20 protein-coding genes and 6 tRNA genes are annotated in these 22521 nt (G+C 36.9%); 12 read left to right on the top strand and 14 right to left on the bottom strand.

The annotated features are described in order from the left end of the window. Positions 1-46: 46 nt before the first annotated feature. Positions 47-430, bottom strand: coding sequence for a hypothetical protein (locus tag PF026_RS05805; protein ID WP_270863578.1), 384 nt, complete (start codon positions 428-430; stop codon positions 47-49). Positions 431-558: 128 nt separating this feature from the next. Between PF026_RS05805 and PF026_RS05800 the strand changes: the two genes are divergently transcribed. Together PF026_RS05800 and ccoS are read left to right on the top strand one after the other, a co-directional pair. After that, complete coding sequence (locus PF026_RS05800; RefSeq protein ID WP_270863577.1) at positions 559-2955, top strand: heavy metal translocating P-type ATPase; 2397 nt, start codon at positions 559-561, stop codon at positions 2953-2955. A 2-nt stretch (positions 2956-2957) separates the two neighbouring features. Further along, positions 2958-3188 carry a cbb3-type cytochrome oxidase assembly protein CcoS gene (ccoS, locus tag PF026_RS05795; protein ID WP_270860584.1) on the top strand — a complete coding sequence of 77 codons (231 nt, stop codon included), beginning with the start codon at positions 2958-2960 and terminating at the stop codon, positions 3186-3188. Between the two features lie 47 nt (positions 3189-3235). Here the strand turns inward: ccoS and gpmI are convergent, their stop codons facing one another. Next, positions 3236-4699 (bottom strand): 2,3-bisphosphoglycerate-independent phosphoglycerate mutase, encoded by a 1464-nt coding sequence (gpmI, locus tag PF026_RS05790; RefSeq protein WP_270863576.1) that lies wholly within the window; start codon positions 4697-4699, stop codon positions 3236-3238. Positions 4700-4776: 77 nt separating this feature from the next. Here gpmI and mraY point away from each other — a divergent pair, with 77 nt between their 5' ends. From mraY to nifJ, 3 genes are all read left to right on the top strand, one after another. Next, the gene (gene mraY / locus PF026_RS05785; RefSeq protein ID WP_270863575.1) at positions 4777-5841 is read left to right on the top strand and encodes a phospho-N-acetylmuramoyl-pentapeptide-transferase; all 1065 of its coding nucleotides are present in this window, start codon (positions 4777-4779) and stop codon (positions 5839-5841) included. A gap of 4 nt (positions 5842-5845) precedes the next feature. Next, positions 5846-7060 (top strand): UDP-N-acetylmuramoyl-L-alanine--D-glutamate ligase, encoded by a 1215-nt coding sequence (gene murD, locus PF026_RS05780; protein ID WP_270863574.1) that lies wholly within the window; start codon positions 5846-5848, stop codon positions 7058-7060. A gap of 168 nt (positions 7061-7228) precedes the next feature. Beyond that, positions 7229-10783 (top strand): pyruvate:ferredoxin (flavodoxin) oxidoreductase, encoded by a 3555-nt coding sequence (gene nifJ, locus PF026_RS05775; protein ID WP_270863573.1) that lies wholly within the window; start codon positions 7229-7231, stop codon positions 10781-10783. Between the two features lie 94 nt (positions 10784-10877). Here nifJ and PF026_RS05770 read toward each other — a convergent pair whose 3' ends face one another. Then, positions 10878-11006, bottom strand: coding sequence for a hypothetical protein (locus PF026_RS05770; RefSeq protein ID WP_270863572.1), 129 nt, complete (start codon positions 11004-11006; stop codon positions 10878-10880). A 263-nt stretch (positions 11007-11269) separates the two neighbouring features. After that, positions 11270-11866: a peroxiredoxin gene (locus PF026_RS05765; RefSeq protein WP_270860590.1), complete on the bottom strand. Its 597-nt coding sequence runs from the start codon at positions 11864-11866 to the stop codon at positions 11270-11272. Positions 11867-12024: 158 nt separating this feature from the next. On the opposite strand from PF026_RS05765, the gene PF026_RS05760 reads away from it, so the two are divergent. The 6 genes from PF026_RS05760 to PF026_RS05735 all read left to right on the top strand — a co-directional run bounded on the left by PF026_RS05760 (position 12025) and on the right by PF026_RS05735 (position 15352). Then, on the top strand, positions 12025-12309 hold the full coding sequence (locus PF026_RS05760) for a DUF362 domain-containing protein (RefSeq protein ID WP_270863571.1): 285 nt from the start codon (positions 12025-12027) through the stop codon (positions 12307-12309). 100 nt (positions 12310-12409) lie between these two features. Next, complete coding sequence (gene ndk, locus PF026_RS05755; protein ID WP_270860592.1) at positions 12410-12823, top strand: nucleoside-diphosphate kinase; 414 nt, start codon at positions 12410-12412, stop codon at positions 12821-12823. Between the two features lie 17 nt (positions 12824-12840). Beyond that, complete coding sequence (locus PF026_RS05750) at positions 12841-13200, top strand: YceD family protein (protein ID WP_270863570.1); 360 nt, start codon at positions 12841-12843, stop codon at positions 13198-13200. A 12-nt stretch (positions 13201-13212) separates the two neighbouring features. Then, positions 13213-13359 (top strand): 50S ribosomal protein L32, encoded by a 147-nt coding sequence (gene rpmF / locus PF026_RS05745; RefSeq protein ID WP_270860594.1) that lies wholly within the window; start codon positions 13213-13215, stop codon positions 13357-13359. A 3-nt stretch (positions 13360-13362) separates the two neighbouring features. Beyond that, positions 13363-14352: a phosphate acyltransferase PlsX gene (plsX, locus tag PF026_RS05740; RefSeq protein ID WP_270863569.1), complete on the top strand. Its 990-nt coding sequence runs from the start codon at positions 13363-13365 to the stop codon at positions 14350-14352. A gap of 7 nt (positions 14353-14359) precedes the next feature. Further along, entirely contained in the window at positions 14360-15352 is a 993-nt protein-coding gene (locus PF026_RS05735; protein ID WP_270863568.1) for a beta-ketoacyl-ACP synthase III, read from the top strand. A 132-nt stretch (positions 15353-15484) separates the two neighbouring features. On the opposite strand, the gene PF026_RS05730 is transcribed toward PF026_RS05735, so the two are convergent. The 7 genes from PF026_RS05730 to PF026_RS05700 form a co-directional block, all read right to left on the bottom strand. Continuing rightward, a tRNA-Asn gene (locus PF026_RS05730) sits at positions 15485-15559 on the bottom strand. Between the two features lie 6 nt (positions 15560-15565). Then, positions 15566-15650: transfer RNA gene (locus PF026_RS05725), tRNA-Leu, on the bottom strand. Positions 15651-15702: 52 nt separating this feature from the next. After that, a tRNA-Arg gene (locus PF026_RS05720) sits at positions 15703-15779 on the bottom strand. 15 nt (positions 15780-15794) lie between these two features. After that, positions 15795-15871 (bottom strand) — tRNA-Arg (locus tag PF026_RS05715). Positions 15872-15876: 5 nt separating this feature from the next. Further along, positions 15877-15953: transfer RNA gene (locus tag PF026_RS05710), tRNA-His, on the bottom strand. Positions 15954-15957: 4 nt separating this feature from the next. Next, positions 15958-16034: transfer RNA gene (locus PF026_RS05705), tRNA-Pro, on the bottom strand. A 65-nt stretch (positions 16035-16099) separates the two neighbouring features. Then, positions 16100-16288 carry a hypothetical protein gene (locus PF026_RS05700; RefSeq protein ID WP_270863567.1) on the bottom strand — a complete coding sequence of 63 codons (189 nt, stop codon included), beginning with the start codon at positions 16286-16288 and terminating at the stop codon, positions 16100-16102. 175 nt (positions 16289-16463) lie between these two features. Here PF026_RS05700 and PF026_RS05695 point away from each other — a divergent pair, with 175 nt between their 5' ends. Then, complete coding sequence (locus tag PF026_RS05695) at positions 16464-17171, top strand: hypothetical protein (protein WP_270863566.1); 708 nt, start codon at positions 16464-16466, stop codon at positions 17169-17171. A 200-nt stretch (positions 17172-17371) separates the two neighbouring features. Here the strand turns inward: PF026_RS05695 and bioB are convergent, their stop codons facing one another. From bioB to uvrA, 3 genes are all read right to left on the bottom strand, one after another. Next, the gene (bioB, locus tag PF026_RS05690) at positions 17372-18346 is read right to left on the bottom strand and encodes a biotin synthase BioB (RefSeq protein ID WP_270863565.1); all 975 of its coding nucleotides are present in this window, start codon (positions 18344-18346) and stop codon (positions 17372-17374) included. Positions 18347-18409: 63 nt separating this feature from the next. Next, positions 18410-19162: a bifunctional phosphoribosyl-AMP cyclohydrolase/phosphoribosyl-ATP diphosphatase HisIE gene (hisIE, locus tag PF026_RS05685; protein ID WP_270863564.1), complete on the bottom strand. Its 753-nt coding sequence runs from the start codon at positions 19160-19162 to the stop codon at positions 18410-18412. Between the two features lie 525 nt (positions 19163-19687). Next, a complete protein-coding gene (gene uvrA / locus PF026_RS05680) occupies positions 19688-22501 on the bottom strand; it encodes an excinuclease ABC subunit UvrA (protein ID WP_270870409.1) in 2814 nt (937 codons plus the stop codon). Positions 22502-22521: the final 20 nt, after the last annotated feature.

The following is a 22521-nucleotide window of genomic DNA, read 5'->3' as shown; positions in this document are numbered from 1 at the left end:
GAAGTTTTGATTTTAGTAAAATTTAGCTTTTTTGTCAATAAATTTATTAAATTACCAGCACGAAAAATACAGCCGAACATGCAAGTGCGATAAAAATTCTTTGCATTTTTGTAAATTTAAAATTCATATCAAGCATTTGATTTATTTCGCTATTTTCGTCATTTGAAAATGAATTTTTGATAAAAATTAGCTTAGTTAGCAAATCCAAAACATAAAACGCATAAAGCACAAAAAGTGCATAAATTCCAAGATAAAAAATGCAAAATGTTAAAAACAAAAAGTTAAATTGTGTCGCAAAAAACAGAAATGGGCTTTTTTGATACCTTGCGATATATGAATTTACAAGGCTTTTGAAGTCGCTTTGCGGATTTAAAGCGATGTCGCAAAACTCGAAAAAAATAAAAATCAAAGTTAAAATAAAAGCGTTCATTTTGTGATGATAGCAAATTTGTGATTAAAATTTGCAAATTTAAAACAGCCAAAATAAGCAAATTTGTAGGAAATTTTTGCCATAATTTCGTTTAAATTTGAAATTAAAATGTAATAAAAAAGAGAAAAATGGCACACGAAAAATGTTCGCATTGTCGTCAGAGTTTTGATGAAAATGCCCTTATGATCGACGAAATCGGAAATAAATTTTGCTGTAACGGCTGTAAGCAAGTTTTTTATCTTTTAAAAGAAAACGGGCTTGACGATTTTTATAATCGTCTTGGTAAAAACACGCTAAATGCTGCAAAAATTCGCGAATTTAGCGCAAACGAAACGCAAGGAATTTATGATAATTTCGTGCGAAAAACGGCTGATGGATTTAACGAAATTTTTATCATAATAGATGGAATTCACTGCACGGCGTGTGTGTGGCTAAATGAAAAAGTGCTTTTTAATACCGCAGGAATCGTAGAAGCGTCCATAAACGCAACAACAAATAAAGCCAAAATCGTTTGGGACGAAACTCAGACGAGTTTAGCTGAAATTTTTAATAAAATTCAAGCAATCGGCTACAACCCGTATCCTTACGATCCAAAAACTGTCGAAACTCGCATAAATTCGCAACGCCGTGAATTTTACGCTAAACTTTTGGTTGGTATTTTTTGCGTTATGAATATAATGTGGATTGCGGTTGCGCTTTATAGTGGCTATTTTAGCGGGATTGACGCAAAGGTTAAAGACATTTTGCACTTTGCGGAGTTTGTTTTAGCTACGCCTGTGCTATTTTACACAGGAAGTGCGTTTTACAAGGGTGCGTATTTTGCAATAAAAAATCGCTCGGCGAATATGGATTTGCTAATTTCAACAGGCGTAACGATTGTCTATATTTATTCGCTATATGCGATGTTTGCAAGAAGCGGAGAAGTTTATTTTGATTCAGTTGCTATGATAATCACTTTCGTTTTTATCGGCAAATATCTTGAAATTTTAAGTAAAAAACAGGCTGTCGATAACCTTGATTCGCTCTCAAATATGGTTACGGGCGCTGTCATGGTAAAAGTAGGGGACGAATTTGTAAGCAAAAATCCAAACGAAGTCGCGCTCGGAGATGAAATTCTCATAAATTCGGGGCAAAAAGTGTTAATCGACGGCGAGATTATCAGCGGAAGTGCGAGTTTTGATTATGCTAGTTTAAACGGCGAAAGTATCCCCGTAAGCAAAGAAAAAGGCGATTTTATCACAAGCGGTGCGGTTTGCATTGACGGCTCGATTAGATACAAAGCGAGTGCAAATTTTAGTTCGTCCGTGCTATCTAAAATCATAAATTTGCTAGAAAACGCAAGTCTAAAAAAGCCAAAAATAGAGCTTTTGGTAAATCAAATTTCAGCAAAATTTTCAATTACGATTTTAAGCATTGCTTTTTTTACATTTTTGTTTTGGTTTTTTAATGCAAATTTGCAAACTGCTATCATTATCGCAGTCTCAGTTATAATAATAGCATGTCCCTGTGCTTTGGGTTTAGCAACGCCTGTTGGCACGCTTGTAGGGCTAAGTTCCGGCTTAAAAAAAGGGATAATTTTTAAAGAAGCCAAAATCATCGAAACTATCGCCAAATGCGACTGCGTGGTGTTTGACAAAACAGGAACGCTAACAAGCGGAAATTTGCAAGTTGGCGAATTTGAAATTTTAGAAGAATTTGATAAAAATTTGCTTTTTGCGCTTTTAAAAAGCTCAAATCACCCTGTAAGCACGGCAGTTGCGAAATTTGTAAGCGAAAATTTTAAAGATGAACTAAAAGACGAAGTGGTTATCGAAAGCGTTGAAAATATCGCAGCAAAGGGAATTAAAGCCAAATTTAAAAATTTGCAAATTTTGGGCGGAAATTCAAAATTTATGCAAGAAAATGGCATAAAATGCCAAAGTTTGGGCGCGACTGAGTATTTTTTCGCAGTAGGTGGCGAGATAAAAGCCAAATTTAGCCTAAACGATGAAATTCGAAAAGACGCGCCGTCGGTCGTAGCTAAACTAAAAAATTTAGGTTTAGAAATTTATATTTTAAGCGGCGATAATGAAAATGCCGTGCGAAGTGTAGCGCAAAATTTGGGTATAAAAAATTACAAATTTTCGCTTTTGCCAGATGAAAAGTCTGAATTTATAAATTCGCTAAATTCGCAAGGCAAAAGCGTCGTCATGGTAGGCGATGGCGTAAATGACGCAGCTGCGCTTTTGAGTGCGGCTGTGGGAATCGCTCTTGGAAGCGGTGCTGACATAAGTATCGCAAAAAGCGATGTCGTGCTAATGCGGGACGATTTGGCTAGTTTGCTTGATACGATTTTGATAGCCAAAAAAACCTTTAAAACGATAAAACAAAATTTGGCTTTTTCGCTCGTTTATAACGCTTTAACTATCCCGTTGGCGGTTTGTGGCTTTATAATACCGCTGTTTGCGGCATTATCGATGAGTTTAAGCTCGGTTTTGGTCGTGCTAAATTCGATGAGAATTAAAAGAGTTTTGAAAAAGGATTAAAAATGGATAGCGGAATTTTAGCCATTATGATAGGCATTTCGACGATTTTAGGTTTTATTGCGCTTGGGGCGCTTCTTTGGGGGATAAAAACAAAGCAGTTTGAAGACTACTCAAAGTTTTTGGACGGCACACAATATGACAGCGAAGAAGCCCTAAATGAAGCCGTAAAAATGGAGCAAAAACGCAAAGAAGCGTTAAAAAAACGCGAAAAAAACTACTCTCCGCCAGATTGAGATTTTAAATTTGCCCTAAATTTAGTGAATTTAGGGCAATAAATTTTTTAAAACAGAGCTTTATCCATAACTTTTGGAATTTCTAACCCCATGATTTTTAAGATTGTTGGAGCGACATTGCTAAGACCGCCGTTTGCGATTTTTTCAACTCCGTTTGCATAAACAAAGCAAAAAACATCATAAGTCGTGTGATTTGTCAGCATTTCGCCGTTTTCATCACGCATTTCTTCGCAGTTGCCGTGATCTGAAATTTGCATATAGGCATATCCATTTTCTTTGGCGGCTGCAAAAATTTTACCCAAGCACTCATCGACTGCCTCGACAGCTTTTACGGCGGCTTCGTAGTTGCCTGTGTGTCCGACCATATCGCCGTTTGCGAAATTTACAACGATAAAATCTTCTCCGCCTTTTATGCCTTTAACTACTGCATCGCAAACTTCGTAAGCAGACATTTCGGGCTTTTCATCATAAGTTTTAACCTTTGGACTAGGTATTAAAATTCTACTTTCATTTAAATTTGGCTCTTCTTTCCCGCCGTTGAAAAAGAAGGTTACATGAGCGTATTTTTCGGTTTCTGCCGTGTGGAGCTGGCTAAGTCCATTTTTCGCTACGATTTCGCTTAAAGTATCCTTTATATCATCATTTGCAAACATTACAGGAAATTTAAAATTATCATCATAGTTTGTAAGCGTTATCAAATTTGCCACATTTTCGCTGCGCCCAAATTCGCTAAAATTTGGTAGAGATAAAGCCGAGCAAATCTCTCTTGCTCTATCGTTTCTAAAATTTATAAAAATTATGCCGTCATCTTTGCTAATCCCATTAAATTCACCAAAACTAGCAGGTTCGATAAATTCGTCCGTAATGCCGTTAGCGTAGGAATTTTGCATATATTCAAGTGGAGTTTGCGAGATTTTGTTTGCACCATTTTTTATGACTTCATAGGCTTTTTGCACTCTGTCCCAACGCTTATCTCTATCCATAGCGTAAAATCTGCCACAAATACTGCTTACGCCGAATTTTTCATCTAAATGCTTGATAAATTCAGCTCCGCTTGTGGGACTTACATCTCGTCCGTCTGTGATAGCGTGAGCATAAGCCTTGCAACCATTATCAACTGCGATTTGCATAATCGCATCAAAGTGCCTTAAATGCGAATGCACACCGCCGTCGCTATATAGACCTATAACATGGATATTTTTGCAAATTTTTAGCAAATTTTTTAAAGCTTCGTTATCTTTTAGCTCATTTTTTTCGATAGCACGATCTACTTTTACCAAATTTTGATACAAAATTCGCCCACTGCCGATGGTCATGTGCCCGACTTCGGAGTTTCCCATTTGCCCGTCCGGTAAGCCAACAGCTAGTCCCGAAGTTTTTAAAAGCGAATTTGGAACATTTTTAAAAAAATAATCATAATTTGGTTTTTTTGCATTTGCAAAAGCGTTAAATTTATCGCTCGAATTCGAACCTATGCCGTCAGTTATGACTAAAATCGTTTTTTGTTTCATAAATTTTTCCGTTTTCAAAAATATAAAAGCAATATTTTAATATAATTTTGCTTTCATTAGTTTAAAGGTCGATTTTTATGCTTTATGCGATTGCAAAATTTTTCAATATGCACTTTTTTTCATATACCACTGTGCGAAGTGGTATAGCGTTTTTTATAGCGTTTTTTGTTACGATTTATTTGATGCCAAAATTCATAAAATGGGCGCAAAAGAAAAAGGCAGAGCAACCCATTTACGAACTTGCTCCAAAAACTCATCAAGCCAAAAAATCAACGCCGACAATGGGCGGAATTGTTTTTATAACAGCAACCGTGATAGCAAGTTTGATTTGCGCTAAATTTAATAATGTTTATGTCGTGGGCGGAATTTTATGTCTTTTGGGCTTTTCATTTTTGGGTTTTAAGGACGATTTTGCCAAAATCACAGGCGGAAAAAACCACGACGGCTTATCGGCAAGAGCCAAATTTGCATTTCAGCTTTTCATTTCGGCACTTATTGCGTTTTTGCTTTTCTTTTTTAGCGACCTTACGACCGAACTTTATCTGCCGTTTTATAAATTTCCTATCATAAATTTATGGTTTTTTGCCGTGATTTTTTGGCTTTTGGTGATGACGGCAGCTTCAAATTCGGTAAATTTGACAGACGGCTTGGACGGCTTAGCGACGATTCCGTCGGTATTTTCATTGATAAGTCTTGGAATTTTTGCATATTTGTGCGGACATGCCGAGTTTTCATCATATTTGCTTTTGCCAAAGGTTAGCGGTGTGGGCGAACTTTGCATTATCGCTTCTGCGTTAGTGGGGGCATTACTAGGCTTTTTGTGGTATAACTGCTATCCGGCAGAGGTTTTTATGGGTGATAGCGGAAGCCTGAGCGTGGGCGCATTTATCGGCTACACGGGCATTGTAACCAAAAACGAATTTTTACTAATCATCATCGGTTGGGTTTTTGTCATGGAGACTTTGTCTGTGATTTTGCAGGTTGCTAGTTTTAAAATGCGAAAAAAACGAATTTTTTTAATGTCGCCGATTCATCATCATTTTGAGCTAAAAGGCTGGGCAGAAAATAAAATCATAATCCGTTTTTGGATAATCGCATTAATCGTAAATATCATCGCTTTAACTTCGTTAAAATTAAGGTAAAAATATGAAAAAATCTCTTTTTGGATATGGACTAACTACAAAAGCAATCGCTAAAAGTGGCGGTTGGGACATTTATGATGATAAATTTAGCTCAAATTCGAAGGACGAATTTGGCAATAATCTTCTAAATCCTAGCGAATTTAACGCAAATTTAAGTGAGCTTGAAATCCCAAGTCCTGGTTTTCCACGAACTCACGAGTTAGTCCAAAAAGCAAAAAATTTAATCAGCGAATATGATTATTTTAATGATTTTAATGGTGTTAAAATTTGGATAAGCGGAACTAACGGCAAAACAACTACCACGCAAATGACGCAGTTTTTGCTAGAAAATTATGGCTCAGCTATGGGCGGAAATGTCGGTGTGCCTTTGGCAAATTTGGACAAAAATGCCAAAATTTGGGTCTTAGAAACTAGTTCTTTTACTATTCATTACACTAAATTTTCTAAGCCAGATATTTATATCTTGCTTCCTATTACGCCCGATCATTTATCATGGCATGGCGATTTTAGCGAGTATGAAAAGGCAAAGTTAAAGCCTTTAAAAACTATGAGCGAAGGAAGTGTCGCAATAGTGCCAAAAGCGTATGCAAACACGACTAGCCTTGCAAAAGTCATCGGCTATGAAAATGAAGAAGATTTGGCTAAATTTTTTGGTTTGAATTTGAGTGAGATAAATTTCAAAGTGCCTTTTTTGATGGACGCTGTTATGGCACTTTGTGTGGAAAAAATTCTTTTTGATAAAGCTAATATTTCGCTTTTAAATAAATTTGTGATTGAAAATAACAAGCTTGAAGAATTTAGCGATAAATTTGGGCGAATTTGGGTAAATGACACAAAGGCGACAAATTTAGACGCCGCAATTCAGGCACTCCGCAGATACAAAGATAAAAAAATTCATATCATTTTAGGCGGAGATGATAAAGGAGTGGATTTAGAGCCACTTTTTAAGGAACTTTTAAATTTGCAAATTTGCGTTTATGCAATCGGCTCAAACACCCAAAAATTGATGAATTTATGCGAAAAATTTAATATAAGTGCCGTTAAATGCGAATTTTTAAATGTTGCAGTAGAAAAAATTCATAAAAACTATGCAAATTCTAGTGATGAAATCGCGTTACTTAGTCCAGCCTGTGCTAGTTTGGATCAATTTAAATCTTACGCCGAGCGTGGCGATAAATTTAAAGAGTATGTAATAAATTTATATAAAATTAATTTTTAATTTTTTGCTTAAAATTTAAAATGTAATTAGAAAGTTTTTAATTAGCTTAAATTCGTGTAAAATTGTTACATAATGATAACTAGTCCCATAAAAATCCTTAGTTTAATAGAAAATTTAAGGAAGTAATTGATAAAATCTCCGAGTATTAACTTTCTATTAGGAGTATGTATGAGTAAAGTTATGAAAACTATGGACGGCAACGAAGCCGCCGCTTATGTATCTTATGCTTTTACCGAAGTTGCGGGGATTTATCCTATTACGCCTAGTTCGCCTATGGCTGATTATACCGATATTTGGGCAAGTCAAGGCAAAAAAAATCTTTTTGGAATGCCAGTTAAAGTTGTTGAAATGCAAAGTGAAGCGGGAGCTGCCGGAACCGTGCATGGCTCACTTCAAGCAGGCGCGCTAACTACTACTTACACAGCGGCACAAGGTTTGCTTTTGAAAATTCCTAATATGTATAAAATCGCAGGACAAATGCTTCCGGGCGTTATCCATGTAGCGGCTCGTTCTCTTGCGGCACAAGCACTATCTATTTTTGGCGATCATCAAGACATTTATGCCTGTCGCCAAACAGGATTTGCGATTTTAGCAAGTGACAGCGTTCAAGAGGTTATGGATATAGGCGGAATAGCTCACTTAGCGGCGATTAAGGGTAGAATTCCGTTTTTACATTTCTTTGACGGATTTAGAACAAGCCACGAGATCCAAAAAGTCGAAGTTATGGATTATGCTGAATTTGACAAACTTTTAGATAGAAAAGCAGTGCAAGAATTCAGAGATAACGCTATGAACCCTGAAAATCCAAAAACAAGAGGAACAGCTCAAAACGATGATATTTATTTCCAAACAAGAGAATTAACAAATAAATTCTATGATGCGATGCCTGATATTGTTGCTGATTATATGGAAAAAATATCAAAAGTTACAGGCAGAGAGTATAAACCGTTTGTTTATTATGGTGCAAAAGATGCTGAAAAAATCATCGTTGCAATGGGTTCTGTAAATCAAGCGTTAGAAGAAACAGTCGATTATTTGGTAAGTAAAGGCGAAAAAGTAGGTATGGTAAAAGTTAAGCTATATCGACCTTTCAGCTTGAAACATTTCTTTGCAGTTCTTCCAAAAAGCGTTAAAAAAATCGCAGTTTTGGATAGAACAAAAGAACCAGGCTCAATCGGCGAACCGCTATATCTAGATATAAAATCAGCATTTTACGGCAAAGAAAATGCTCCTGTTATCGTAGGCGGTAGATACGGTCTTAGCTCAAAAGATGTTGATCCTTCTCAATTAATCGCAGTATTTGAAAATTTAGACGCAAAAGAGCCAAAAAACGGCTTTACGGTTGGTATTAACGACGATGTAAGCTTTACATCGCTACCTTTAAAACCAAAAATGTCATTGGCAAATGACGATGCGACCGAGTGTCTATTCTACGGACTTGGTGCCGATGGTACAGTCGGAGCAAATAAAAACTCTATCAAAATCATCGGTGATCACACTGATTTTTACGCACAAGCCTATTTTGCTTACGATAGCAAAAAATCAGGCGGTTACACTAGAAGCCACTTGCGATTTAGCAAAAAACCGATTCGCTCGACTTATCTAGTTTCAAATCCACATTTTGTGGCTTGTTCTGTTGCGGCTTACCTTGATATTTACGATGTTATCGGCGGTATTAGAGAAAACGGAACTTTCTTATTAAATTCAATCTGGGATGAAAAAGAAACAGTTGAGAGAATTCCAAATAAAGTAAAAAGAATTTTGGCTCAAAGAAATGTAAATTTCTACATTTTAAACGCTACAAAATTAGCACATGAGATAGGGCTAGGAAATCGTACAAACACGATTATGCAATCAGCTTTCTTTAAACTAGCAAAAATTATTCCGTTTGAAGAAGCACAAGGTTATATGAAAGAATACGCTAAAAAAACTTACGGCAAAAAAGGCGATAAAATCGTTCAAATGAACTTTGATGCTATCGATCAAGGTGCCGATAAACTTGTAAAAGTTAGCGTTGATCCTGCATGGGCAAATTTAGCTGATGAAGTAAAAACTGAAACTTCAAAATATGTAGGAAGCGAATTTGTAGAAAAAATCGTTAAACCTGTCAATGCAGCAAAAGGCGATGATTTGCCAGTTTCAGTATTTGTAGGACACGAAGACGGAAGCTGGGAAGCAGGAACAACACAATACGAAAAACGCGGTGTCGGCGTTATGGTTCCAAAATGGATAGAAGAAAATTGTATCCAATGTAATCAATGTGCATTTGTTTGTCCGCATGCTGTTATTAGACCATTTTTGCTTGATGAAAAAGATGAAGCAAACGCTCCTGCGAATTTAAAAGGACATTTGCTTGAAGCAAAAGGTAAAGAACTAACAGGTCTTAAATACAAAATTCAAGTAAGTGTTCTAGACTGCACTGGTTGCGAACTTTGTGCTAAAAATTGTCCGTCAAAAGAAAAATCTTTGGTAATGGTTCCGCTTGGCGAAGAGCTTGATAAAGGCGAACAAGAAAACGCCGATTATTTGTTTAACAAAGTAAAATACAAAGATGATTTACTAGGCAAATCAAGTGTAAAAGGTCTTGGTTTTGCTAGACCATATTTTGAATTTAGCGGTGCTTGCCCTGGTTGTGGTGAAACTCCGTATGTAACTATGGTTTCAAGACTATTTGGCGATCACATGATTGTAGCAAATGCAACAGGTTGTAGCTCGATTTACGGTGGTTCAGCTCCGTCTATGCCATATAGAAAAGATGAAAACGGAAACGGTATTGCTTGGGCAAATTCATTATTTGAAGACAATGCTGAATTTGGTCTTGGTATGAAAGTGGCAACTGAAACAATTCGCCATAAAATCGTAGATATTATGTTAAATACCAGAGATGATGTTCCAAATGCACTAAAAGCGCTTTATACAGATTGGATTGAAAATAAAAACGATAGCGAAAAATCAGCTGAGATTCGCAATAAATTAATCCCTGTATTGCAAGAAAATAAAGACGCAAAAGGTGTCAAAGAAATTTTAGAACTTCGCAGATATTTATCTAAAAAATCACAATGGATCATTGGCGGTGACGGCTGGGCGTATGACATTGGATATGGCGGTTTAGATCATGTTTTAGCAAGTGGCGAAAATGTAAATGTTTTGGTGCTTGATACCGAAGTTTATTCTAACACAGGCGGTCAAAGCTCAAAATCATCACGCAAAGGTTCAATTGCTCAATTTACAGCAGCAGGTAAAGCTGTTCAAAAGAAAGATTTGGGACAAATTGCGATGACTTATGGAAATATTTTCGTAGCTCAAATTAACTCAAATGCAAATATGGCTGGTGCTATAAAAGCTATAATGGCAGCAGAAGCCTATGACGGACCAAGCCTTGTTGTTTGTTACAGCCCTTGTATCGCTCATGGTATCAAAGGCGGTATGGCAGGGTCTGGAAATCAAGCTGAGTTAGCGACAAAATGTGGTTATTGGCCGACTTATACATTTGATCCAAGTTTGATTAAAGAAGGTAAAAATCCGCTAAAAATAACTTCAAAAGAGCCTGATTGGGATTCATATCAAGAGTTCTTGATGAACGAAGTTCGCTATAATGCACTTGTGAAAGTTAATCCTGAACATGCGCAAGAACTTTATGAAGCAAACAAAGCAGATTCTAAACGACGCTATCGCCAACTAAAACGCATAGCAAATTCAGATTTTAGCGACGAGCTAGAATAATCAAATTTAGCCCGAATTTTCGGGCTAAATTCTTTAAATTTATAGATAAAATTATCAAAATGCGTTAATTTAAATTTTAATTTTAAAACTTAAATTAACGCATTTTTTGTGCGTTAAGTTCAGCTTTTGCCTTTTTGCGATTGTAAATTTTTTTAGATTTCACAACGCGACTTTTTAATGAAATTTCACGGCGAAAATTCGCCAAAATCGCTTTATCTCGCATAATTTTTGCTCCTTTCGTTAGATTTTTTGGATTTTGATTTTACTACTAAAAGTTAAATTTAATTTTTAAATTTCTGTATTTAATTTAAATTTGAAAACCAAATGGCTGTTGATTTTACGCCGAATTCATATAAGATAAAATTTGGTTTATCTATCGGTGTAAATTCGGCATAAAAGCTAGTTTATTTCAATTTATTTAAGAACATAAAAAAAGGAGAGCCGAAGCTCTCCAAAATTTCAAAGGGGGATTTTTAAATTTAAGTATTATAGTTTGCCTGAATTTTCAGAAAGATAATCAGCAACGCCTTTTGGATCTGCTTTCATACCTTTGTCGCCTTTGTTCCAACCAGCAGGGCAAACTTCGCCGTGTTCATTTGTAAATAGCATTGTATCAACCATTCTAATCATTTCATCGATATTTCTGCCAAGTGGTAGGTCGTTGATTACTGCGTGGCGAACTGTGCCGTCTTTATCAAGCAAAAATGAACCGCGAAGCGCAACAGCGTTACCGAAAAGAACATCGAAATTTTTAGCAATGTCTTTTGTCATATCTGCAACAAGTGGGAATTTTACTTGACCGATACCACCTTGATTTACCGGAGTGTTTTTCCATGCAAGGTGAGTAAATTCGTTATCGCAAGATACACCGATAACTTCGATACCGCGAGCTTTAAATTCGTCATATCTTTTGTCAAATGCAATAATTTCGCTTGGGCAAACAAAAGTAAAATCTTTTGGATAGAAAAATACTACCGCGCCTTTTTCGCCGATATTTTTGTAAAGATTGAAATCTTCAACTATTTGGTTGTTTCCTAATACAGCGGTTGCTGTAAAATCGATAGCTTTGTTAGTTACTATCATTTTTTTCTCCTTATATTTTAAAATTATGGCGAAATTATACCAAATTTAGTTTAAAAAAAGCTAAAAATTTTTAGATAATAAATTTTATTGATTAAATTTATATAAATTTTAAGTTTGTTTTGGTATCATTTTGTATCTTTTTTGATAAGGAGAATATTATGGCGGTTAAAATTACCGATATTTGTATAGCATGTGGTTCTTGTATAGATGAGTGTCCTGTTAGCGCGATCGTAGATGATAGCGATAACCCAACAGGAGAAGATACATATTATGTATATGCCGATAAATGTGTTGAGTGTGTAGGACACAACGACGAACCGGCATGTGCTAGTGCCTGTCCGACTGACGGCTGTATCGTATGGAGCGAAGTTGTTGCTGGACAACCAAGCAAAGCCGAAATCGGTGCCGATCTAAGAAACGGCGATACACCGGTAATGGCATAATTTTAAGCCCGAACTTTCGGGCTTAAATAAATTTTAACCTATTTTTGATATAATCACATTTCTGTAAAAATTTTCTATATAAATTCAAGGAGAATCCAAGATGGAGCAAACACTATCTATAATTAAACCTGATGCCGTAAAAAAGGGCGTTATAGGCAAAATTATTAGTAGATTTGAAACTAACGGTTTAAGGATTGCGGCTGCAAAAAAAATGCAACTTAGCAGATATGATGCGGGAAAATTTTATGAAATTCATAAAGAAAGACCATTTTATAATGATTTAATCGATTTTATGACAAGCGGTCCTGTTGTAGTTATGGTGCTTGAAGGCGAAAATGCAGTTGCAAAAAATAGAGAACTTATGGGCGCGACTGATCCTAAAAAAGCTGAAAAAGGCACTATTAGAGCTGATTTTGCAGAAAGTATCGACGCAAACGCTGTTCATGGAAGCGACAGCTTAGAAAATGCAAAAAATGAAATCGCATTTTTCTTTGCAAAAAGAGAAATTTGCTAAATTTAAAGAGTTAAAAAATGATAAATTTCCAAAAAATCTCAAATTCGCCGACCGAATTTAGTATAGAATCTGACGGCGTTAAATTTAGTGGAAATTTAACTAAAAAAGCTGTAAATTTGGTATCTTGCAAGGGAAAAATGCAAGGGGTGATTCCATATATTTGCGATCGTTGCGGAAATGATTTTGAGCTAGAAATCGATGAAGAAATCGATTTGCTTTTAAGTGACGGAATTTTTAAAGATGAAAATCAAGCAAATTTAGATATAATGGAATTTTTTAACGGTCAAATTGACCTTGATGAAATTTTACAAAGCGAACTAGAAGCCTACAAAAGCGATTATTTATATTGTATGGCATGTAGAAACGAAAATTTATAAAGGAGTAGAAAAATGGCAGTTCCAAAGAGAAGAGTGAGCAAAACTCGCGCAGCAAAGAGAAGAACTCACTATAAAGTAACTCTTCCGATTCCTGTTAAAGACAAAGACGGAAGCTGGAAAATTCCACATAGAATAAATAAAAATACAGGCGAATACTAAAATATGACTTCGATTGCTATTGACGCAATGGGCGGTGATTTCGGCTGTGAGCCGATAGTAAGCGGTGTAATTTCGGCACTAAAAGAGCGTGAATTTCATGCTTTTTTGGTGGGCGATAAAGCACAAATCGAGCCTTTGATCCCAACGCGATTTAAAAATTCAGTAACTTTTGTCCAAGCAGATGAGGTTTTTGATATGGGCGAGGGCGCGACCGATGCTTTAAAACGCAAAGAAAGCAGTATTTACAAAGCCGTTGAACTAGTTAAAAACGGCGAGTGCAAAGCTGTTGTTTCAGCAGGTCATAGTGGTGCAACTATGAGTTTAGCGACTTTGCGTATCGGCAGACTTAAAAATGTCGCCAGACCACCACTTGCGACACTTATGCCAAATTCGCACGGCACTCATACGCTTGTGCTTGATGTGGGCGCAAATACCGACTGCAAAGCTGAATATCTATTTCAATTTGGTGTTATGGGCGAAGCCTACGCAAAAGAGATTATGGGAATTTCAAATCCTAGACTAGGGCTTTTATCCAACGGCGAAGAAGATAGCAAAGGCAATGAAATTACCAAAGAAGCCTTTAAACAACTTAAATCTCTTAAAAATTTTGTCGGCAACGCAGAGGGAAATCAAATTTTTGACGGATCGGTCGATGTTATTATAACCGACGGATTTATCGGAAATGTGGTCCTAAAAGCAAGTGAAGGCGTGGCAAGTGCGATAAATAAACTTATCAAAAAAGAGGTTAAAAAATCCCCTATTGCCATAACTGGTGCTGTTTTGATGAACAAAGTTTTTAAGATAGTTAAGAAAAATACAGACTATGACGAATACGGCGGAGCTCCGCTTCTTGGCGTAAATGGCTGTGTTATCATAAGCCACGGCAAAAGCACACCAAAAGCTATCAAAAATGCCGTATTTCAGGCACTAAAATTCTCAAATTCAAACATAAATTCGGTAATTGAAAACAAATTATCGCATTTTGAAAATTAGGACAAAAATGAAAAAAGCTTCAATGATTTCAATCGGTGCTTATGTGCCACAAAGAATTTTAACAAATTTTGATCTTGAAAAAATGGTCGAAACAAGCGACGAATGGATAACGAAGCGAACGGGAATTCATACTCGTCATATAGCAGATGAAAATGAAAGCACTAGTGATTTAGCGGTCAATGCGGCAAAATTAGCAATCAAGCGAAGTGGCTTAAATTTAGACGAAATCGATTGCGTTATTTGTGCGACTGTTAGTCCTGATCACTTTTGTATGCCTTCAACTGCGTGTTTGGTCGCAGAAAAACTTGGAATTCCAAGCGGGGTTACGGCTTTTGATATAAGTGCGGCTTGTAGCGGATTTATCTATGCTCTGCAAATTTCAAAAGGTCTAATCGAAAGTGGTATAAAACAAAATGTCCTTATAATCGGTGCTGAAAAGCTAAGCTCGATTGTAAATTGGGAAGATAGAAGCACCTGTGTGCTTTTTGGCGACGGAGCAGGGGCGGCTGTGATTTCGGCGCGAGACGATAACGAAATCATCGATGTGCATACTGCAAGCGACGGCGGCAAAGGGAATTTGCTAATCACTCCAGCACCCGGAAGCGCAAATCCTATGAGCCAAAGAGTTATTGATGAGAATTTGTGTTTCGTGCATATGAACGGCAACGAAGTTTTCAAAATCGCCGTAAATACACTAACGACAGATGTTATTGATATTTTAGAAAAAAATCGTATCGAGCCAAGCAAAATTGATTTATTTATCCCGCACCAAGCAAATTTGCGTATTATCGAAGCGGTTAAAACTAGACTTGAATTTAGCGACGAGCAATGTATCGTAACCGTCGGTAAATTTGGCAATACAAGCTCAGCTTCAATCCCTATGGCGATAAATGACGCTTACGAAAGCGGTCGGCTAAAAACCGGCTCGTTAATGCTACTAGACGCATTTGGCGGCGGATTTACTTGGGGTTCGGCACTACTTAAATTTGGCGGAAAATAAAGCCAAATTTAACTCTCTAATCCAAATTTGTAATTTAAAAATCTAAATCGAATTTATTGTTTAAAATTAAAAAGCAAAGCCAACAAAAAAGCTATGTGAAACTAAAAATAACTGAAAGGATTTAAAAAGAAATGGCTCCGGATGCTGGATTCGAACCAGCGACCAAGCGGTTAACAGCCGCCTACTCTACCGCTGAGCTAATCCGGAACAAAATGGTGCGGATGAGAGGACTTGAACCTCCACGCCGTGAAGCACCAGATCCTAAGTCTGGCGTGTCTGCCAATTTCACCACATCCGCGAAAAAAAGAAATGGTATTTTAGCTAAACATCGCTTAATGCTGACTTAAAAATGGTACGCCCAAGAGGATTCGAACCTCTGACCTACGGCTTAGAAGGCCGTTGCTCTATCCAACTGAGCTATGGACGCTCATATCAAAATCAGTGGTACGCTCGAAAGGAGTCGAACCTTCAACCTACAGATCCGAAGTCTGTTGCTCTATCCAATTGAGCTACGAGCGCGAAAGTGGGGTGAATTGTGGGAATCGAACCCACGACCCTCAGGACCACAATCTGATGCTCTAACCGACTGAGCTAAACTCACCACATGGTCGGAGCGAAAGGATTCGAACCTTCGACCCTCTGGTCCCAAACCAGATGCGCTACCAGACTGCGCTACGCTCCGTTACTGAATTTTGTGGAAATTGAAAGTTGCATTATATACGAATTTCGCTTTTTTGTCAATGAAATTTAGCTTAAATTTGCAAATTTTTCAAATAATAAAGTTAAAATTTGATAAAATTCTCCGTTTGAAAATAGCGAAATAAAATAACTTGTCAAATGTGAATTTATAAATTTAACAAATTCGTATCGCCAAAAGCGATACGACCTGAATTTGCTAGAATTTGTCATTGCGAGACCACGAAGTGGTCGTGGCAATCGCCAATGTTTAAATTTAAAATTCGGTTTTTTTTTGCAAAAATTTATAAAATTTGGTTGTTTTTAAATTCCTTGAATTTTGCAAATTTGCATTTTCGTTATTTTAGCTCTGGCGATTGCCACGACAGCTACGCCGTCTCGCAATGACGAGTAATTAAACATAAAAGGATTAAATTTGGAAAATTTTGAAAATTGGAATAAAAAGAAATTTGATAAAAATTTAAACACAAATTCAAATGAAAATAAAAGGGATTATGACAAAGAGCCGTTGATTATAAAAGATTATAATGGAGAAGTTACTTCTTTTTGGACACTTTTTGTTTTTATTTTCATTTTAATTGCTATTGCTTTTAGTGATAATAAGTTTGTAGCATTGCCGTTTTTGATTTGGATTTTTAAATCAGAAAACCAATATAAAAATGCCGAATTTAAATTTACAAATTCTAGTATTTTGCATACTTCGCCAAAATTTATTAAAGAAATTGGCACCCAACGAATTGATAAAATTCAAAAAAGTATGCAAATTTTTTATGAAATTCACAATGAAAAAGTAGAAAATAAATTTTTAAAATATTTTGTCAATATTTTTCTTATTTTTTGGTTATTAGGGATTATTTTTGTAGTAATAGTTATCGAAAATCAACTTGCTTCAATATTGCCTATTTTTACAATTTTGCTTTTAGGCTTATTTGTTCCGCAAGTTTTATATCATTTAAAAAAAGATAAAAATTTTCTAACTCTATACGATACTATTTTAGTAAAAACAGATGATTTCAAAATTTGCATCTTTATTGCAAAAAATGATGATTATAAAGAAATTAGGAAATATTTTTTGTTTAAAAAAGGTATTGATATTAACAAAGTTGAAAACATTTTATTTTAATAAAGGAGCGAACTATGAGTTCAACAGGTAGTAGAGAAGCGAAAGCTAGGATTGAGTTAGATAAGGCAGAAAAAGGCTTCGTGCAAATTTAAAAATTTAGGCTAAATTTTTAAAAATTAAACGAATTTGCAAAAAAATTACAGATATTGCAAAAATAAATCTAGCAAAATGAAAATTTATAGGTTATAAAATTTACAAAACTAAATCTTAAAACCAAGTGAAGCGACAAGCTTCATATCGCCTTTTATACTATCGCCGGTGGTGGTGAGAAAATCCCCTGTAATCGCCGAATTTACGCCGGAATTTAGCGCTTTTTCGATACTTTTACCTAGCTTTACGCGTCCGCCAGCAAAACGCAGATAAACGCGCGGTAAAATAAATCGATACACGGCGATTGAGCGTAAAATTTCTTCTTCGCTAAGCGGAGCGCAGTTTTGAAGCGGAGTGCCTAAAATCGGCATTAAAATGTTTATCGGCACGGAACTTACGCCAAGTTCTCGCAACTCAAACGCCATATCTATGCGGTCTTCCACGCTCTCGCCAAGCCCAAAAATCCCGCCGCTACACACATCAAGCCCGACAGCGTGGCAGTTTTTGATAGTTTGCACTCTATCATCATAGGTGTGCGTGGTGCAAATTCGCGGATAAAACCTGCGTGAAGTCTCTAAATTGTGGTGATAGGTTTTCACGCCACTATCTTTAAGCTTTTGCAAGGCTTGTTCGCTTGCAAGTCCAAACGAAGCGCAAAGGTGCAAATTCGTCTGCTCTCTTAGCGCACGATAAATTTGCTCGATTTTTGGCATGTCTTTGTCATTTTCTCTTATCCCGCGACCACTGGCAACGAGCGAAAAGCGATGAACTTTTGCCTTTTCGTTTTGCTGTGCCATTTGCAAAACGGGCGCCATGTCCAAAAGCGAGTAGGTTTCGCAACCTGTTTTAAAATGCGCAGACTGGGCGCAATATTTGCAATTTTCCGAGCATTTGCCAGAACGCGCATTTATAATCGAGCAAAAATTAAACTCATCGCCACAGCAAATTTGCCTAATCTCGTTTGCCGAGCTCAAAAGTGCGTCCAAATCGCTAGTTTTGGCTAAATTTAACGCTTCGTTTTTGCTTAAACACTCAGTGGCGATAGCCTTTTCTTTCATCTCGTTTATAAAATTTAAATCGCTCATAAATATCCTAAATTCTTAAATTTCGTCCGATTTTTCCAAATTTAAAATTTGAAAAATAAAGATTTATTTTCTTGATTTTTTCTCATCAATCCCGCTAATGCCGTGTCTGCGTTTAAGTTCGCTTAGCAAATTTTCAGGGTGAATTCCGTGGTCTGCAAGGGCGACTAGCATGTGAAATAAAATGTCCGCCCCTTCATAAACGGCGTCGAATTTCGGCTCGTCCTTTTTGTGTTCGCCAAAGGTTTCAACGCCGAATTTAGCGTATTTTTCGGCTTTGCTTAAATCTTTACACGCTAATGCGAACTCGCACGCTTCTTCGGCGATTTTTTTAAGATAAGCATTTTCGCCTTTGGCATATAGACTTGCGACATAAGATTTTTCGGCATTTGCAGAGAATTTTCGCTCTAAACAAGTGTGATAAATTTCATCTAAAATGTCATATTTTGGTTTTGAAACTATTTCATTTTGTGCTAAATTTTCCGAATTTTTGCCGTTTTCAAGCGAAATTTCATTAAAAAAGCACGATTTTTTGCCCGTATGGCACGCGTTGCGGGTTTGCTCGACTTTTAACAAAAGCGTATCAAAATCGCAATCCAGCGTGGCAGATTTGATTTTTTGGACATTTCCGCTTTCTTCGCCTTTTTTCCAAATGCGATTTTTTGTGCGTGAAAAATAGTGCGCAAAACCGCTTTTCAGGCTTAAATTTAGCGCTTCTTCGTTCATATATGCCATCATCAAAACTTCGCCATTTCCGTCATCTTGCACCACCACAGGAAGCAAACCACCGACCTTTTGCCAATCAATCTTTAAATTCATTTTTTTGTGCCTTTAAATTTTTTCGGTAATTATACTAAAATTTGGAAAAAATCGGCAAAATTGGCGATTAAATTTGAAATTCTTCGCTCCATTTTGTTACGCTTAGAATGAGATAAAAATTTGTGAATTTGCATTTTGGTTATTTAAGCTTTGGCGATTGCCACGAATTTTTGCTAACGCAAAAATTCTCGCAATGACAAAATAAAAAATTTGCTCTTTTTGTCATTGCGAGACCACGAAGTGGTCGAAGCAATCGCTAGTGGTTAAATTTGCTATTTGGTTTTTGTAAATTTAGAAATTTTGATTATTTTTTGATTTTTTTTAAATTTGTGAATTTGCATTTTGGTTATTTAGGCTTTGGCGATTGCCACGAATTTTTGCTAACGCAAAAATTCTCGCAATGACAAAATAATTCAATTTAAATTTTAAAACCAAATGCCGACGATTTCGTGCGTGGCGAACAAAGGACTAGACTAAAATTGTCTGTCCAAGTTCGCTACGCACGAAAGCTAGGCTGGGTTGGATTTACAATACTTCTTTCGCTAAAAATTCTCCCGTATAAGAGCCTGTTTTTTTATAAGCTTTCGCTAACTGCTTTGGCGTTCCTTGTGCTATGATTTTTCCGCCGCCGTCCCCGCCTTCTGGACCCATATCAATAAGATAATCGCAGTTTTTAATTATGTCCATATTATGCTCGATTACAAAAACCGAATTGCCTAAATCCACTAAATGATGAAGCACTCGAACAAGCCTATCGACATCGGCAAAATGCAGACCCGTGGTCGGCTCATCTAAAATATAAAGCGTATTGCCCGTATCTGTGCGGCTTAGCTCTTTTGCTAGTTTTACCCTTTGGGCTTCGCCGCCGCTTAGCGTAGTGGCAGGTTGCCCCAAAGCGACATAGCCAAGCCCCACATCTTGGAGAGTTTTAAGTTTTGTTTGAATTTTTGGCACGGCTTTGAAAAATTCCAAAGCTTCATCAATACTCATAGCCAAAACTTCGGCGATATTTTTGTTTTTGTATAAAATTTCAAGTGTTTGAGCGTTATAGCGAGTGCCACCACAAACATCGCAAACCACGCTAATATCAGGCAAAAAGTGCATTTCGATTTTTATTTCACCTTCTCCTGCGCATTTTTCGCAACGCCCGCCTTTGACATTGAAGCTAAAACGCCCGATTTTATACCCACGCAAGGCCGCTTCTTTTGTGGCTGCAAAAAGGGCGCGAATTTCGTCCATAACGCCTGTGTAAGTAGCAGGATTTGAACGCGGAGTGCGACCGATAGGGGTTTGATCAAGATAAATAACTTTATCTAAATTTTCTAAGCCTGAAATTTTCGCATCTTTTACGATTTTAACCTTTTTGGCGTGATTTAGCTGTTCTAACGCTCTTGGTAAAATGGTTTGAAGCACGAGTGAGCTTTTTCCGCTACCGCTTACGCCTGTAATGCCTACCAAATTTCGCAAAGGAAATTTCGCATTTAAGCCTTTTATATTATTGATATTGACATTTTTTATGCCTAGCCATAGCTCTTGCGCTCTATTTTTTTGATAATTTATCTCTTTTTTATGCGTTAGATAAAGGGCAGTTTGTGTGTCGCTTTTTAGCAGTTTTTCCACACTTCCTGCAAATACGACATTTCCGCCATATTTACCGGCTCCCGGACCAATATCAACCACAAAATCGGCTTCTTCGATAGTTTTTTTATCGTGTTCGACGACGATAACAGAATTTCCTTTTTGTTGCAAATTTCGCAAAGTCTTAATGAGTTTTATCGTATCTCGTTCATGTAACCCGATACTTGGTTCATCTAAAACATACATTACGCCGCTTAGCCCACTTCCGATTTGACTAGCTATGCGAATGCGTTGCGCTTCGCCACCGCTAATCGTCCTTGCATCTCGTCCGAGTGTGAGATAACCTAGGCCCACATCTTTTAAAAAGAAAAGCCGTTCGTTGATTTCTTTTAAAATCGGCATTGCGATTTGACTTTGTTGTTCGCTAAATTTGCTAAAATTGCTTTCGTTTGAAAAAAATTCCACGCACTCATCTATGCTTAGGCTTATGACTTCCCCGAGCGTTAAATTCGCTACTTTTACGGCTAAACTCTCAGGTTTTAGGCGTTTGCCACCACAATCCGAGCAAATTTTTTCGCTCATATATTCGTCCAAATCATTTTCATTTTTTAGCAAATCATAGGCGTATTTTATCGCACCTTCAAATTTACGCATTAGTTTGTGGTGTTTCCAGTAAAACGGCACTTCCTTGACATTTCCGTATAAAATGAGCTTTTTTTCGTCTTCGCTAAGTTCGGCGTATGGCATTTTGACATTTATGCCGTTTGCTTCGCAAAAACCGAGCAAAAATTTATAATAATAACTCTTGTTAAAGCCATACATTAGCTTAACTGCGCCGTCTTCAATGCTGATATTTTCGTTGATGATTTTGTTTAAATCAAGGCTAAAACGAATTCCAAGCCCGTCGCAACTTTCACACGCCCCTTTTGGCGAGTTAAAGCTAAATGCAAGCGGTTCAAGCGGTGTAAATGAAATTTTACAATCAAAACACGCCATGTGTTCGCTATAATGTATAAAATTTCGTTCTAAGCCCATCTCATCAGCGTTTGCGATGTCGATTTCAACTTCGCCGTAGCTAAGTTTTAAAGATTTTTCTATATCACTTGCGATACGCACCGAATTTTCGCCATTTACGGCGGTGCGGTCGATGACGACTTTTATCGTGTGTTTTTTGGTTTTTGATAGCTCGATGTCTTCATCTAACCTTACCATAACGCCGTCTATGATAGCTCTGACAAAGCCTTGATTTCGCAAATTTTCAATCATATCGGCAAATGTGCCTTTTTTTTCACGCACCAAAGGCGATAAAATGGATATTTTCGTGCCATTAGGAAGCTTCATAACTTCTGCGATAATATCGCTTGAACTCATTTTTGAAATCGGCTTTCCGCACTGATGACAATGCTGAACGCCAACCCTAGCGTATAAAAGTCGCAAATAATCATAAATTTCGGTTATCGTTCCCACGGTAGATCGCGGGTTTTTAGAAGTGGTTTTTTGATCTATCGCAATAGCAGGTGTTAAGCCGTCGATTTTATCGATGTCAGGCTTTCCGACACGATCTAAAAACTGCCTAGCGTAGCTTGAAAGACTTTCTACATAGCGCCTTTGACCCTCGGCATAAAGCGTATCAAACGCCAAAGTGCTTTTACCAGAACCAGAAAGCCCTGTAAAAACCACAAGTTTATTTTTTGGAATCTCTAAATTTATATTTTGCAGGTTATGCTCTCTTGCGCCCGTTATTTTGATTGTATCGTTCATTTTTTGCCTTAAAAAATTTA

Source organism: Campylobacter sp. CS_NA3 (assembly GCF_027797495.1).
GTDB lineage: Bacteria > Campylobacterota > Campylobacteria > Campylobacterales > Campylobacteraceae > Campylobacter_B.
Note: the sequence above shows the minus strand (reverse complement) of the source record. Positions and strands in the feature narration are given on the sequence as shown.